Source organism: Amycolatopsis orientalis DSM 40040 = KCTC 9412 (assembly GCF_000478275.1).
GTDB lineage: Bacteria > Actinomycetota > Actinomycetes > Mycobacteriales > Pseudonocardiaceae > Amycolatopsis > Amycolatopsis orientalis.
Genome location: NZ_ASJB01000030.1, coordinates 77,060 through 92,710 on the forward strand (window position 1 = coordinate 77,060; position 15,651 = coordinate 92,710).

Annotated in this window: 5 protein-coding genes; 2 read left to right on the forward strand and 3 right to left on the reverse strand. The window is 68.2% G+C overall.

The window, feature by feature from the left end:
* The first annotated feature begins 15 nt into the window (after positions 1-15).
* Both L324_RS44100 and L324_RS08825 read left to right on the forward strand, forming a co-directional pair.
* Entirely contained in the window at positions 16-411 is a 396-nt protein-coding gene (locus L324_RS44100) for a DUF732 domain-containing protein (protein ID WP_152546746.1), read from the forward strand.
* Between the two features lie 87 nt (positions 412-498).
* Positions 499-1,362, forward strand: a complete 864-nt coding sequence (locus L324_RS08825) for a hypothetical protein (RefSeq protein WP_037305586.1) — start codon at positions 499-501, stop codon at positions 1,360-1,362.
* 87 nt (positions 1,363-1,449) lie between these two features.
* Here the strand turns inward: L324_RS08825 and L324_RS08830 are convergent, their stop codons facing one another.
* The 3 genes from L324_RS08830 to L324_RS08840 all read right to left on the reverse strand — a co-directional run bounded on the left by L324_RS08830 (position 1,450) and on the right by L324_RS08840 (position 15,465).
* Complete coding sequence (locus L324_RS08830; RefSeq protein WP_037305587.1) at positions 1,450-2,262, reverse strand: hypothetical protein; 813 nt, start codon at positions 2,260-2,262, stop codon at positions 1,450-1,452.
* Positions 2,263-2,882: 620 nt separating this feature from the next.
* Positions 2,883-7,835 carry a Tc toxin subunit A-related protein gene (locus L324_RS08835; protein WP_152546747.1) on the reverse strand — a complete coding sequence of 1,651 codons (4,953 nt, stop codon included), beginning with the start codon at positions 7,833-7,835 and terminating at the stop codon, positions 2,883-2,885.
* Between the two features lie 424 nt (positions 7,836-8,259).
* Entirely contained in the window at positions 8,260-15,465 is a 7,206-nt protein-coding gene (locus tag L324_RS08840) for a SpvB/TcaC N-terminal domain-containing protein (protein ID WP_152546748.1), read from the reverse strand.
* Between the last annotated feature and the right edge of the window lie 186 nt (positions 15,466-15,651).

Sequence of the window (15,651 nt, forward strand, 5' to 3'; positions counted from 1 at the left end):
ACGAATGGAGGCCATATGAAGGTCAGATGGAGCTCAACCACTGCATTTGGAGCCATCGCTTACTCGATCGTGCTCGCAGGCTGCTCGAGCAATCCGCCGACCGACCACACCCCAGCGCCGCCTACTCCGGCTCGTACCCAAGCTGAGATAACTTTCTTAGATCGAGTACACACAGCACAGACGACGCTGACTGACGACGACGCCCTGACAACCGGCCGCATGACGTGCGCCGACTGGGACGTCCTGCGCGACGGTCACGCTCCTCAGAAGCGCTACTCAGAGCTAGACCTGGAGAACCTGGGACAAAGCGGAAAGCTGACGACCAGCCAGGTACGAGCCCTCGAACAGGCCGCCGTCGAAAACTTGTGTCCTGCAAACCTCGTGGCCTACCAACGAGCGACATCTCGCTAGCCTTCAAACACCTAGCGGCTTTCGAACGTAGCCCGCGAGCAAGACATCTCCACCGTCCGGCCGCACGATGACGACACAGGAGGAAGTGTGACCGACGAACAAGTGCCGTGGCCGTGGCGTGGCCTCGACCAGTACGCCGAAGAAGCTCAGAATTCAGAGAAGGTCGGAATCTGGCTTGGACGCATCAGCGAGGGCCTCGACCTCATCGACTACATGATCAATCTCGCGACGGCCAGCCTTAACGAGACCGCAAAAGCGACGAACGTGCTGGCCGCGCTCGCCTGCTACACCCGGGCCTTCCGCGGCCTCCGTGCCGCGACGATCCTCGCCACCAGCGGCCTCTACCTCGAGGCTCGCGTCTACGCCCGTGACGTTTACGAGTCAGCGAGCCTGGCGCGCATGCTGGCCCTCCGCCCAGACAAGGCCGACTCCTGGATGCTGGCCAACCGTTGGATCAAGGACAACGAGGTCCGCCAATACGCTGAGAACTTCACCGCCCCAGGCATGCCCATTCAGGACTCGGCGTATCGGCAGTACTACCAACTCGCCAGCAACCTCCACCACCCTACCGCTCGCGCCTGTCTCCCACTCGTGCTAACCGACGCGAGCAAGCCGTGCGCTCCACAGTTAACATCCGACTACAACGAAGACGCCCTGAGCAATTCTCTCGCCGAGATCGCACTCGAATGCGGGTTCGTTTGCCTCACCATGATCAACGCCGCAGCCGGACCCGAAGTCATTCCTCCCTCTTGGCGGCAGGCCGTAGCCGAGTACGTTGCAGCCGTTGGCGCAGGCGCCGACTGGTCTCACCTTGAACGTGACTGGCAGGCCGAGGCCGACAGGTTCGCCGACCTCGCCGCTCATGTCATCCCCGCCGACCAACTCGCGGCCTTACTCAAGGAGCACCCCAACAGCCTCGACAACGTTCGCGCCCGCCGCGACCAGGATTGAGAACGGCGCGGGCTGATCAAGGGCCGCCAGGGGTGCTTGGCAAGGAAGACACATCGCCCCAGCCTGCTCGGGGACCGCCTCTGCAACTCAGTCAATGGCCCCTACCACAAATCCTCCTGCCGTTCGAACGTCACTGGGCGCTCGGCGATCGCCTACTTCTCCGACGGGATCACATTGTGAGTGCTCCTCCCATCGAGCACGGACTGTGCGCATCAGCAGGCGGGAGCGCTCCGCTCCCAGGCCGAAGCATCGCATCAGGCCCTCCGCTGAGATCGGACGTTGATGCTTCTCGCGATGACGGCGGTCCACCTCGATGGCGCGCTCGACGAGGTCGAGCCTCGACAGGCTTGACCGCTTCGTAGGCGGCGGAGACGAGTCGATCAGCTCAGGCCGCGTATCCGCGGGGACTTCTGGAGCCGCTGGCACGCATGGACGCGGCGACGCCGACGGAACGGCCGTTTCCTCTTTGGCCGGAGTCGTGGAGGCGAGCTCGCGGAGTAGTGCTGGGCCGACGTCGGCCCAGCCGATCAACAGGAGTGGGCCGACCGCATCAAACAGCGCCCGGCCGATCTCCCCGGCAATGAGCGGTTCGGCCACGTTCAACGCCAGCGTGACGAAGCTCGAGACCAGTAGCAGCCGGCGGGCAGGCCGGATCACCTCGGCAGAGACGCCACGCAACGACAACTGCCGGATCGCGATCAGCAGCGCCAGCACCGACAGATCCACGGCAGGTGCAACCAGCGGACCAACCCAACCCGGCACACCGAGCCTGAGACCGAACGCCAGGACGTTGCCGAACCCGAACAGGAACGTCAACCCCACGATGACGCCGACAATCACGGTGACCAGCCGCAGAACAGCATCGCGCTCGACCGGATAACCAGCAGCTTTGGCAGACACGAAGTAACTCCTCGTAACCAGCAATCCAAGATCAACTGGCGAAATTCAGGCGACCTGAACGCGCCGCAACGCGTTCGAAGCCGCCCCAACGAGAAGAACGAGAGACCGTTGGCCTGCGAAAACAGGGGAAATACCTGGTCGGGAGCCCAGTTTAATCTTCCCTGACACGGAAGAGGTCACTGGTTCAATCCCAGTATCGCGCACCATCTGTTTTCGCAGGTCAGAAGCCCTGCTCCTCTTCGGAGGGGCGGGGCTTCGGTCGTTCAAGGCGATGAAAGGCGATGGCCCTCGGGGCCTGTCCTGGCCGAAAACCCTGTCCTCCCAGGCGTTGTCGACACATGATCCGGTGAGCAGTGGGCAATGAGATCACGGCGCGCGTAACCCCACGTCGTGACCTTGGTGGCTGCGGCCGACGTCAGATGACCCAAAATCCACGCAGTCCCACACGAGACGTCCCCGTGACCACCAGATCCAGAGAGGGTGTGTGGAAATAGGGACGTTGAGTGTCCCTATTTCCACACACCCCCACACCCGCCACCGCAGTCACACCGGAACCCGGATCGGCCGGGCGCTACCCCGGCGACCTGGAGACGTCGATCATCACCCCAGCGTGGTCTTCCCTACACCTCCCATGCGGGTGCCTGACCGGCCCAGCTGACGACGAGCAGCAGGTCGTCGAGGCCGCCGGAACTGAACAGGGCCGCGGCGTCGGCGCCGAAGTTCAGCTGCCAGTCACCGGTGGGACTGGTGCCGCACAACGCGTTCCAGGCGGCGGCGTTGCCACGCCGGGTACTGGCGATGCCGTTGGTGGCCGTGGCGTCCCCGCCGAAGGGACCGCGATGCAGCGACACCACCGTGTCGGGGATCGGGTCGTCACCGGCGAGACGGACCGCGATGGACGTGGTGGAGAGGTCCTCGATCGTGGCTGGGAAGTCGACATCGCGCAGTGTGATGGTGACTGAGCGGGTGGTGGAATTGAGCGGGTTGTTCAGGTCGTACCATTGGTCCGGAAAGTCGCGGGCGAGACTGAACACGCAGTCCGCGCCACGCTCTCGATCCGCGTTCAGCCGGGTGGTGACCTGGTTGCGGTAGCCGTCGTCGTACAGGGCGGTGTAGTCGATGGTGATCAGTGCGTCGACGATGCTCGAGAAGTCGAACGGGTTGGCCGCCCGCGGGAGTTGCAGCTCCCAGGTGGTGTCGACGCCACTGGATTCGAACGGCAGCAGCATGTCCGACTGGACGTCGAGCTCGAAGACACCGCTGGCACTGACCGGTGACGTCAGCGCGACGATGCCGGGATCATGGCGCACGGTGATGTCCTCGAAGACGCCGTCGCGGCCACTGGTCACCCGCGAAATCCCGTTGGAGTAGAGCGTGGCGCGGATTCCCCGGTCCGGTGGCACGAGTGCGACCAGGCTGGTGCGCACCTGGCGGATCATCCGCAGGTAGTGGCCGGGGAAGTCCCGGTCGAACAACGCCATCGGCGTCGCGAAGGCCAGCGTTCCGGTGCGGCGGAATTCCAGGAACTCCACCGGCATCAGCCGGGCGAGGGAGAACGTCTGCGACAGGTTGAGCCGTCGCCGCTCGGAGCTGAACGCGTACTGGTCGAGGCGGGTCAGGTCCTCGCTGAGCTGTTCCGCACCGGTCAGTCCGCGACGGTCGAGCTGGCTGGTGCCGCCCGCGGCGGGTGCTGGTGATTGCCAGTAGTCGTCGCGGATCAGCACCTGCGCCGGTTCCGCCCGTTCGAAGGCCAACTGCGCCTGGGCCAGCCGGGCGGTGGCGGTGGCCTGCTGGAGGAAGTAACGGTAGACCCCGCCGAGGGTGTAGCTCATCCACAGGTACAGGTCGGCGTTGGTGAACTGGGAGTTCAGGAACTTCAGCGTCGCCACCGCCTGGTCGCGCTGGAGCGTGGCGATCGCCTGTTCCTGGGTGGCGATGGTGACCTGATCGTTCGCGACGTCGACCTGAGCGGCGGCGACCAGCGTCTCCTGCTGCGCGGCGGCCTGCTGCAGCCGCCATTCGTCACGCCGCTGCGCGAGGCCGGCCTGCAGCTGGTTGGCTTGCATCTGTGCCTCGACCTTGTTCTGATGCTGCTCCGAAAAACGCTTCAGGATCGTCGCCCCGGCCGTCACGGCGGCGGCAGCGGCGGCGGCACCTCCGCTGAAGATCTCATCGGTGATGCTGGCCGCGCTGGCCGCGGCCTGCGCGATGCCGATCGTGGCGTTCTCGTTGGCGATGTCGTCCCTGATGTCACGCATGACCTGGAACTCATCGAGCAGGTCTTGTTCGTATTTGTTCGGCGGTGCGTCGATGGCGGCACCGTAGGTCGTGACCATGGTTTCCGCCTTGGTCCGCTGCGCGACGGCGGCGGTGGCGGCGTCGTTGGCCTCCTTCACCCTGCTCGCCGCCAGGCCCACCTGCGCGACACTCAGTTCGATCCCCTTGAGGGCATCGAACTGGCGCAGGCTCTTCTCGTCGTACTTCTCCAGCGCGGCAAGGTAACCGGCCTCCATCTGAGCGGCCTGGCCGGCGAGCTGCCGGGCTCGCTCGATCAGCGTCTTGAACCTGAACGGCGTCGGCTGGCTCACGGTCACCTTGGTGGACAGGCCCTGCGTGCGCGGCATCCCGGCGATGTTGCGGCCCTGCCGCAGTTTGGTGAGCTGCACCGTGACCCTCGCCCGCAGGGAGGCCAGCTCCGGGATGGCCAGCTTTGGTTCGCCGAAGTTCGTCGGTTCGAGCGGCTGGAGTTTCGCGACACCGAGCAGGCGCCGCGCCGTGACGTAGAGCGTGCGGGCGTTCGCGACCGACTCGTCGGTCTCCCTGGAGAACTCGGCGTCCGCGTAATCGATGTGGCACCGGATGACGCACAGCAACGTGTACCGGGTGTACGGCGCCGGCCTCGGCGCGATCGTGTCGCCGACGAGCGCGAAGGGGTCGAGCTTGGCCCTCACCGTCCATCCGGGACGGAAGGTGAGGTTCGGCCGGAACGACGTCTCGGTGGCGATGCGGTGGTAGATGGAGAGGGTGGACTCGAGGTCGTACGGGTACACGATCCAGTACCAGTCGAGTGCGGCCTGGAAATCCCCCGCCGACTGAAGGCGCTGGGCGAGCAGCAGCGGCACCGCCCAGAAGATCTCCCGGTTCCCCGGTTCCGGCCGCGACGCCGACACGGCCCGGAGCGCGTCCTGGTGGCCGGCCGTCCTGCCGTTCGGGTCCAGGTAGGTGACGGCCGTCATCCCGATCGCCTGCAGGTAGCCGTTTCCTTCTCGCACGGCGTCCGCGGCGCTGAAGGGACCCGAGCCCCGGATGTTCGCGCGAAGGGTGTCCAGCGGCTTCGGCTGCCCGGAGGTGACGTGGGGTACGAACGCCGCGGGCAGCGCCGGATCGAGGTGCCGTTCGGCGAACAGGAAGGCCATGGTCGCCGCCTGCCAGCTGCCCAGCTCGCCCATCCAGACCCAGGCCGCGGTGAACGCGACGGGGTCCTTGAGCATCCACGCGAAGGCGGGATGGGTCGCGGTCAGCTCGCCGGATCTCTTCGCCAGTAACAGGGATTGCACGCTTTCGAGAGCCTGTCTGATGCGGGTCGTGCGCAGGGTGCCACCGGCGAGCACGTCCACGGAGAACCGCGCCGACATCTCCTCCCCGATGTCGCCGGTGGTCGTCGGAGCGAGATCGGTGAGGAGCGCGTCACGCAGGATCGGCAGCGCCGTCTGCTCGGCCGCCGCCACCGCCCGACCGGTGGCGGCGATCAGGTCCTGGCGCTGCGCGATGCGGCTGCGGAGCACCTTCTGCCAGGCGGCACGGGCGCGGGCGTCGGCCCGGTAGGCGTTGGCCTGGGGTGGGGTGTCGGCGAGAACGAAGAAGTCCGGCGAAAGCACGTACGCCGTTTCCTGCGTGCGCCAGGCCGCGTACATCGACGGCTTGTGGGCGGCCGTGAGGATCGCATTGGCGTCGGCCCATTCCAGCTGGGTCGCCCCGGCCCCTGCCACGATCCGCCCCAGTCCCACCAGGAAGAGGAACCCGCCGCGCGTAAGCCCTGCGGAAGACAGCGCGGCACCGATGTCGACACCCCGCTGGTCCTTGGCCGCCAGATCGGCGAGGTCGACGCCGGGCAGCGCCATCGTCAGCATCACCGCGAGCCCGGCCGCCGGAGTGGCGGCCGCGACACGCGCCTTCTCCAGGCTGTTGGCGAAGCTCCTGAGCTCGCCCGCTCGCCGCGTCAGCAGGGCACGGACGGGGTCGCCCTTCGGCCCTGGCACCACATCGGGCGCGCCGATCAGGTCAGGGTCGAGCAGGACCGGGAACTTCCGCGGCGGGTTCGGGCGCTGGTCCTGCTCGGCCCAGGTCAGCGCCTGCGCCGCCAGTTGCCAGGTGCGCAGCAGCGGAATCGGCGGCGCTCTGAGCGGGTCGGTACCCGTGCTGGCGGGCAAGCCGAACAAGGTTTCCAGCGTCGTCTCGCTGAGCCTTCCGCCTTCCAAGGTCAGCTGATCCAGTTCGTCCGGCGTCTTCGGGGACAGCCGGATGCCCAGCTCGGCGGCCAGCGCCTGGCGCGCCGCCGGAGTCGCGCCTCGAACCTGTCTCAGCCGGCTGTAGCTCGTCCCGTAGGAGGCGAGCAGGGACGTGTAGGCCGCGTCGCGGTAGCTCGCTTCCATCGCGGCACCGGGCTCGGTCGCGGTGTGCGTGGCGGCGATGTGGGCCCGCAGCAGCTCGATGGGGACCCTGAGCTGGTTGATCTCCTGCCCGCCGCGATCGGCCGCCGCGGACAGCGGCTGGCTCAGGCGGTCGACCGGCTGGCCGAGCGCGGCGACCAGTGTGGCGGTGTCCAGCTGCGGCAGCGGGTTTCCTGGCAGGGTGACCTGTTCCTGCGCGAACGACAGCAGCGCGGCCAGGTACTGTCGCTCGTTCAGCCGTTCGTCCAAAGTGGACGGCACGAAGGAGCTGATCACGACGACCGGCACCACCTCCGGCGCGTCGGCCGGGGTGCCGTTGCCCGCCTGGTCGGTCGCCCACAGGTAGATCGTGTGCGCACCGAAACCGGTCATCGGCACGTCGGCGGTCCACGCGGTGAAGTCGCCCGCCGCCCGGGGAACCGCGGCGGTCCTGGTTCCGGTCGGGGCCAGCGCCCATGCCACGGACGCCTGACCGCCGACCATTCCCGACTGGTTGTCGGCGGTGCCGCCGCGCATGCGCACGGTCACCGCCCCGTTGACGTCGCCGATGATGTTGGCCGAGGGCAGCGGGTCGTCGATCCGCAGGTCAGGCGGCGCGACGTCGCGTCCGGTCACCGTGACGGTCTTGGTCGAGTTGAGGCCGTCGCGGTCGGAGACGTTCACCGCGATCGTTCGCGGTCCCAGCGGCATCGGTCCGAGTGGCACGGTCAGCTGGTACGAGGTGCTGGAGATCGTCTCGGCGGAGAAGGCCTGACCATCCCGGGCGATGGCGACCGTGACCGGGAAGTACTGGTCGGCGGGAATGGCGACCCGCACGTCGACCTGTCCGCCGCCCTCGCGAAGGGGAACCACGGTGCCCGCGGCCGGCGCTGTCACGGTGAAGGCCGGTCCCACGGCCGCCACCACGTGGATTGTCACAGGGGCGGATGTGATGACCTGTCCCTCCACGGTATTCGCCGCGGCGGTGATGACATGGTCACCCGGGCTCGGAAACGTTACGGACCTGCCCGCGATCACTTCGACGTTGTCACGAGTGAGCGAGATTTCGCCGGTGTAGGTGACCACCGGAGAATCCATCCACTCAGCGGCCCCCGCATTCCATCTCCACCGCACACCCGGGTCCGTGAACACCGACATCACCACCGGAACACCGGCGAGCACCCTCCCCGCCGGCGGGCTGACAGACACCCGCGGTGACCGGTTCGGCTGCGGTTGTGGCGGTATCGCCTGAGGCCCCATGGACAACGCCTGTCCGCCATTCCCCACTGACAAGTCTTCGATAGTCACAACGGATCCTTCCGATAAGTCTTCATCCCGATGGGGGTGCTCAAAGCCCTTTGGTGACAGAAAGCGCGGGTTGCTTCAGCGGGCGGCTCGGCCTCGGCTCCGCACGCATCCGCATCAACGGGCTGGAGGTGTGCTCCGGCGACGGCGGCGGGGGCGGCGGGTCGTCGTGCGCGGTCTGCACCACCGGTCCGATGTGCTCTTCCGGCATCGTGAGTTCGACATGCGGAACGGTCGCCACCGGACTGTCCCAGATCCGTCCGATCGCACCGCCGATCCAGCTTCCGAGCTTCGCACCGGCGTAACCGATCACGGCTCCGGCCACCACGACGCCACCGACGACGACCCACGCGGGCGCCGTGGCGAGCATGGTGGCCGCGAGCGCTCCGCCTCCGACGCTGGCAGCCAGGCCGACACCGATTCCGCCTGCCTCTTCGCCTACGACGCCCGGCCGCTGACCCGCCGGCGTGTTCGCGACGCGTTCCAGTCCTTTGTAGACGCTGTAGACGAGCAGCGCCGCCGAAGCGATGCCGATACCACGGGACAGGCGGCTGAACCACACGCGGCTCCGCCCCGCTGCCGACGCGATCTTCTCGGCGTTCTGGTAGCTCTCCCAAGGAGAGCCGTACTTCTTCACCAATTCATGCCACGTCTGGCTTTTGTCGAGTGCCTCGGATATCGCCCGGCCTCCCGGACTGAGTTTCACCCTGGTCTGCTCGCGCAAGAGATTTCTCTGCTTCGAGGCGTCCCACGCCTTCACTCCGGCGTCTAGCTGGTTACCGGGAGTTTTCGCCAGATTGTCGATCTTCTTGACGGCGTTTCGGGACGCAGACCTGCTTTTCGCCTTGTAGACCTCCCGCTCGGCGGCGTCCTTCACGCCGACGGCGGCCTGTCCGGCCGACTGCGTCCGTTGATCCTCGCCCGATCCGGTCGTGCCGCCGGTCTTGGGTTTCTCCGGCTCAGTGCCCGCCGGATCATGGAAGCCGACGGGATTGGCCGCGGCGTACAGGTATTGGTTCACTCCCCCGGAAGCCCCGATCGGATCGCCGGAGATCCATCGGGCGGACCAGACCATCGCGTACCGGGCACCGTGGTGGTTGAGGCCGCTCTCTTCGTCTCGTTCCTTGCCGGTGAAGCGATACCGTTTCCGGGTGAAACTGCCGAAGCTGGTCTCGCCGTAGGGGGTGTATTCCTCGCGGTTGGTCAGCGCACCGGTGCCATCGAGAACAGCGGTGCTGCTGCCGAGATGGTCGGCGAGATGGAATGCGGTGGCGGGGCCGCGGTCGTCGGGATGGGCGACACCGATCCGGACGATGGCGATCCGCTGGTGGTCGTCCATGACGTGGACGTGGTTGTTCTGGCCGTTCGGTGTCCCCGTCCAGCGGTGGTGTTCGAAGGTTTCGCTGACGTAATGGGTGACCTCGACGGCGCCGCCCTGGCGGCGGACGAGCTTTTTCACCCGCCGTCCTTCGGCGTCGTACAAATAGTGCGCGTGGACGGAGGGTTCGGCGCCCGCGGTCTGAGTGGCGAAGGTGGACAGCTGGTCGCCGTGGTTCCAGGTGAAGTGCCGGGTGCTGGTTTCGGCGGTCAGATTGCCGTTGGCATCGAAGGTGTAGTCATACGGTGTCGTACCGATGGTCATCCGCTTCAGCCGGTTGCTGCCGGTCTCGACCGTGAAGTCCCGGGTGAACCCGCCCGTTCCGGCGTGCGCGAGTTGCCGGACGCTACCTACGGCGTCGTAGCGGTAGGTCTCGAGGTAGGCCTGGGCCTTGGTGATGTCGGTGCCACGCGGCGGATCGATCCACGGATCCCCGGCGGGCGGTGCCTGGTGTTCGCGGCCGGTCGCGGTCAGCAGGCGATAGATCGGGTCGTAGCCGAATCTCCGGTCGAGGGCGTCGCCGCTGCCGAGCAGCGCGCGCAGCCGAGGGTCGGTGGCGGCCAGTGCTTCGGGGTTGTTCCGGATGCCGCTGCCCGGAGTCCGGTCGTGCACGATGAGGATGTTCCCGGCCAGATCGTATTCGTAGCCGTAGTCCTGCAGGACCGTCCCTTGTGGATGGTAGGTGTTCGCGTCCGCCGCGAGGTACGGCTCGGTGCGCAGCCGGGTGAGCCGGAACGTGCGCGGATCGTGCGTGTAGCGGGTCATCACCCCGTTGCCATAGGCGATCAGCGCCCGCTGCCCCTTGGCGTCATAGGCGATCCGCTGGACGTGGAGGGTGTCGTCGAGCCGGACCTGGTCCAATCCTCCAGCCCGGTTGTACGTCGGCCGAAGTTCGCGGCGCTTACCTTCGACGTCGGCCGGAAACGCGTGACGCGTGACGCGGTTCAGTGCGTCGTACGCCGTTGTCGTGACATAGCGGCCGGTTTCGAGCAGGGCCGCGTCGCGCTGATCCTGGGTCTGGCCGGCGGCGGGCGTCCAGTCCACCCGGAACGGTGCCACCCGCCAACCCGTCGTCTTGGCCGCCTCGTAGGTGGCCAAGACAGGTGCGTCGGCGATCACCCGGCGGGTCGCCTGCAGGGTGTTGCCCTTGAAATCGAGCAGGTCGACGGTGACCAGCCCGGCCTCATCGTGATGGCTCGCCTGGTGGCCGAGCAGGTTGCGGACACGAGCGGCGGCGCGGTCGGCCGCGGGCTGAGTGGGAGTGCCCGCGTCTCCGTAGTCGATCCGCTGCCGCAAGGTGACAACTCCGGCGGCGTCGTCCCTCGCCCACGCCCGGGTCGGCCGGTGCAGCACGTCGAACACGCCGAGGTTCAGCGCGCCCTTGCCGTCGCGGCTCTCGACCGGCCGGGCAAGGGGGTCGAGGACGCAGTCGCGGCGGCCGGTGTCGATACCGTCCATCCGCCAGCGCCGGTTGGCCAGGTCGTAGGTGTACCGGAAGGCTTCGCGGCCGAGGGCGTCGGTGATCGAGACGAGGTTGCCCTGGATGTCGTAGGCGGACCGGGTGGTGAACCAGGTGGCGGCGGCCGGGCCGTTGCGGGCGACGGCTCGCACGGTGCGGCCGAGCGCGTCGACCTCAGTGCTGGCCGGGGTGTTCCAGTGCTCGGCGTAAGGCTGCGACTCGGTGGGATGGGTGCGGCCCGCGTTGTCGTTGACGTCGTAGGTGTAGGTCTCCCACGGTGTCGGCACAACCCGGTCCGGATCGCTCAGCTCGACCGGGATTCCGAACACGACCCGCTGCTGGCTGCCGTCCGGGTTCAGCGTCCGGACGACGTGGCCGCGCGGATCGTGGAACATCGTGGCCGACTGTCCGAATTGGACGTCGAGCGGCGGCGCGTAGTCATAACCGGTGGAGAAGAACGGCTCGTACTTCCGGACCACGTGGCCCTTGTTGTCGTGGATCTGCCAGCCGGAAACGATCACATTGTCCGGGTCGGCCGCTGCCCTGGTTCGTCCGGCGGTGTCACCGACCGGCGCCGACAGATCGGCCGGAATCACCCCGCCACCGAAGGCCGGGAGACCGAACAGGGTGTCCTCGGCCTGCGAACGAGTCTGCAGCATCCGGCCGAAGCCGTCCGAGTATTCCACCGATACGATCACCTGCTCGCGTTCGGCCGCCCCCACGGCTGTTTCCGTGTCGTGGTGCACGCGCCGGGCGCTGCGCACCGATACGGGCACGCCCCGTTCGGCGAAGGCAAGGAGGTCGTAGCTCATCCGCGTGCTGGGTGCGTCGCGGTCGCCCTCACCGTTCTTGCCACGGACGTAGTGCGCGGTGACCAGCCCGGCCGGGGAGAAGGTCACCGAGGACGTGTTCCCGTTGACGTCGGTCACCGTGAACGGTTGCAGGACCCGGTAGTCGTTCGACGCGACGGTCGCGAGCCCGGCGGCATCGACCGCCCGTACCGGAAGCAGATCGTGCTGGTCGTAGTCGACGCGGCTTTGCGCGCCCAGCGGGTCGAGCGACGCGACCGGCAGCCCTCGCGGCACCCGGCCGGGAACCTGGAGGTCGTAGCGGTGCCGCGCGCTCGTCACGTAATACCCACCGGGCGAGCCCGGCACTTCGCCGTCGCGGTAGCTGACGTACCCGGCCAGCGGCGGCAGCAGGTCGCGGAACTCCTGGGGGTACTCCGCCGGCCAAGCGGTGGCCCCGCCCGGCGCCAGGTACACCGGCCGCGGACCGACCTTGGCCGGGTCGTCGGCGCGGTAAAGGGTGTCGAGGAATCCCTCCGTGAACGCGAGGGACTCGGCCCGCATCGGCAGCCCGTGGTCGCCGAGCACGCCGAGCGGCAGTCCGGCGAACGCGTCGCCGTCGTAGTAGGTCCGGGAGTGCCCGGTCACCCGCAACGAAACCCCGGCGCCGGTGAGGATCGCGTCGCGGAGGTCTTCGACGGCGAGGCGACCGTCGTTGACCACCTCGTAGCCGGTGGCGCGGGCGACCCGGTCGATCAGGTAGTGGCCCGCGTCGTCGCGGCGGGCGTACTCGGTGGTCGAATACGTCGCCAGGTATGGCGAAGCCGCCGCGACCGCGGACATCGGGTCCCGGCCGCGGGGCACGGCGATGGCGATCTGCCCGGTCGGGAACCCGTACGCGTCGTAGCCCGCGGGGAAGGTGAACCGGGTCATCGGCTCGTCGCCGCGTTCCCATTGGGTGGTCCGGCTGCCGAGGCCGAACGGGAAGAAGATCCGTTCCCTCGGGGTGCCCGACGGCGATTCCTCCCGGACACCGGAGATCGTCTCGGACACCGTGTAGGGGCGGTTCTCGCGGTCCGTGCCGTCCCGCGCGTACAACTCCGTGCGCAACAGTCGCCCGCGCAGGGTGCGCAGCGCCGCCCGTCGGGCGATCCGGGGCAAGCCGGCCAGGAACGCGGCCTGCTCCGGTGGGCGGGACAGCATCGGCGTGTCGAGATTCGAGTACTCGTGCCGCAGATCCAGTTCGGTCCAGTCCCCTGCCTCGACCGCCGCGACCGGCCCTGCATGGAACCAGCTCTTCGTCAACGTCGGTGGCGAGTAGTGCACCGGCTGCCCGGCCGGGGCGAAAGTCTCGGTATCGAAGTGCTCGACCATCGCGAATCCGCGGAACTCCCGCTCCACGCCGTCCCAATAGCCGTGGTGGTACCGGTATTCCGTGGTCAGCCTGCCGCCCGAGATCGCGTCGGTCACCTCGACGTGGGAGACCACCTGCACCGGGAAAGGCAGGGTGGTGCGCCACCGGGTCGCCGGATCGGCCTGGTCACGCAGGTACTCCTGGCTGGACGGCCGGTACGTCACCTTGGTGGTGGCTCCGAGATTGTTGTCCATCTCTTCGAGCAGATGGGGCTTCACCCCGCCGGAGAAGTCCAGGAACCGCAGGTGCGTCCGGCCGGGGCCGCCCGCCGACCTGCTGAAGAGCAGGCCGGCCATCCCGGTGCCGTACAGGTCGGACAGCCGCGGCGCGTCCGTGTCCGTCACGCTCGGGGTACCGGCGATGGTGACCGGCGCCTCGGTCCAGGCGTTGCCGGATTGGTTACCCCACAACAGAACCCGCTCGCGATCGACGTAGACGAGGTCGGCGGCTCCGTCCCCGTCGACGTCACCGAGCAGCACCCGGAGCGGATCGAAACCGTCGGGCAAGCGGGGTGCTCCGCGCATCGTCACCTTGGCCCCCCACCTGCCGTACCCGAGGTTCGGCCAGTAGGCGATGTTTCCGTTGCGCAGCAGCACGATGTCCTGCATCCCGTCTCCGGTCATATCCGCCAGCCGCACGCGCGGGTCGGCCAGATCGACCTGGGGGGTGGTGCCGTTGCCGACCGCGGTGCGCCGCCACGCCAGCCGGGGGTCCGGATCGTTGAACCAGCACTCCAGGCGGCTGCCCGAGCGGAGCACGTCGGTCAGTCCGTCCCCGTCCAGGTCGACCAGTTTCACGTTCGGCTCGGCCAGGCTCACCGACGGGGACTGCCGGTAGGGCTGGAACGAGCGGCGGCTCCACCCCGACCCGAACGTCATCGGAAAGAAGCCCGCGGTCACGCCCGAGCCGTGCCCGCCCCTGGCCGCCGTGGAAACGACCAGATCCGGGCGGCCGTCGCCGTCGGCATCCATGAACCGCACACCGGGATCGCCCAGTGAGAACGGCGGTGCCTCGGTCAGCGGGCGGGGAAGTTCGAACCGGCCACCACCGGCGTTGCGCCAGACCCGTTGCGCGGTACCGAGTTCGATGATGTCCGGCAGCCCGATCCCGCGCAGGTCGACCAGGTCGAGACCCGGCTCGCTCAACGACGCGGTCGGCAGGCCCGGCCCGGTCACCGCGGTGCACCGGCGACCGGCCGGGTCGAAGGCGGAGTATCGGAACGTCAGCGGCGGCAGGTGCTCCCGCGCCGGGTCCGGTCCCGGCGGCACACCCTGATCGTCGATGCCGACGACGTCGACCTGGGTCAGCAGCGAAGCCCCGGTGAACGCGGCCTGCCGGTAGCCGAACCGGTATTCGCGGAGGGCGCGGGCGACGCCGTCGACGGCGTGCGTGCTCACCCGGGCGGTACGGCAGCGCAGGGACGTCCGCACCTCGAACCCTGACCGGTGGCCGGAGAACGGGTCCGGCCGCGGTTCGTAGTCGAAGTCCACCTGGACGAGGAACGACGGTGCGGCACGGTCGCCGTAGTCCGCGTAGGAGATCCGGGCGATCAGCGGCTGGTCCCACTGATGCCCGGGTTCCCGGCCCTGATCGCGCAGGTACTCGTACTGGATGACGTTGCCGAGCGCGTCCTGGGTGCGCGTGATCCGCCAGCCGAACACCCGGCCAGGAGCGGCCGGATCGGCCACCACCGCCGGGTCGCGCCAGGCCGCGTCCGCACCATCAGGACGGGGAGTGCCGTACCGGCTGAGCAGGCCGTCCTTGCCGCGGACCTCCCAGTAATCCCGGGAGGCGTCCCGGACGTGCTCGATCCGCGCGAACAGGCCCTCTGTCCGCGGCTGGTAACGGACCCGCCCCGGATAGCTGCCCGCGACCGGGACCAGATCCTCCGCGCCCGAGAGCACGAAGACATCGGCCCGGTCACCGCCGGCGTCGGCGTACCGTGGTATCCCCCGTGACGTCTTGCGGGACACTCCCGGCAGGCTCAACTGCCAGCCCAGCCCGAACGGCCCGTTCCCCTCGCCGGTGCTGTACCCCAAGGACAGCGCCGGCTGAAGTCCCGACCGGCCGGCCGGAACCACGATCGGCACCGAGAAGTTACCCGTGCCGGTGAACAGATCCGCGGAGAACTTCTCCCCCACCCCACTGACCGCGCCGCCGCCCTTCGGCAGCGAGATCGCCGCACCCTCGACGGCGGAATCCGTCCCCATGCCCACGCCGAACCTCCACTTCCCGCGGAGCCGAACGGCCCCGTCGAGGTTCGCCACTATCGTCGAGGCGGTCGACAATCCGTCGACAATCCTCGCGGGGCATGGCCCGGCACAGCGCGCGTCCGGCCGTAACGGGCGAATCCGGGCTCGGCGGGGTGTATGAGGAAACACAGGCCGAGCACAGGA

Coding starts and splice junctions, on each gene's coding strand:
- L324_RS08840 (WP_152546748.1), bottom strand. CDS start 15,465: ATGGGGACGGATTCCGCCGTCGAGGGTGCGGCGATCTCGCTGCCGAAG.
- L324_RS44100 (WP_152546746.1), top strand. CDS start 16: ATGAAGGTCAGATGGAGCTCAACCACTGCATTTGGAGCCATCGCTTAC.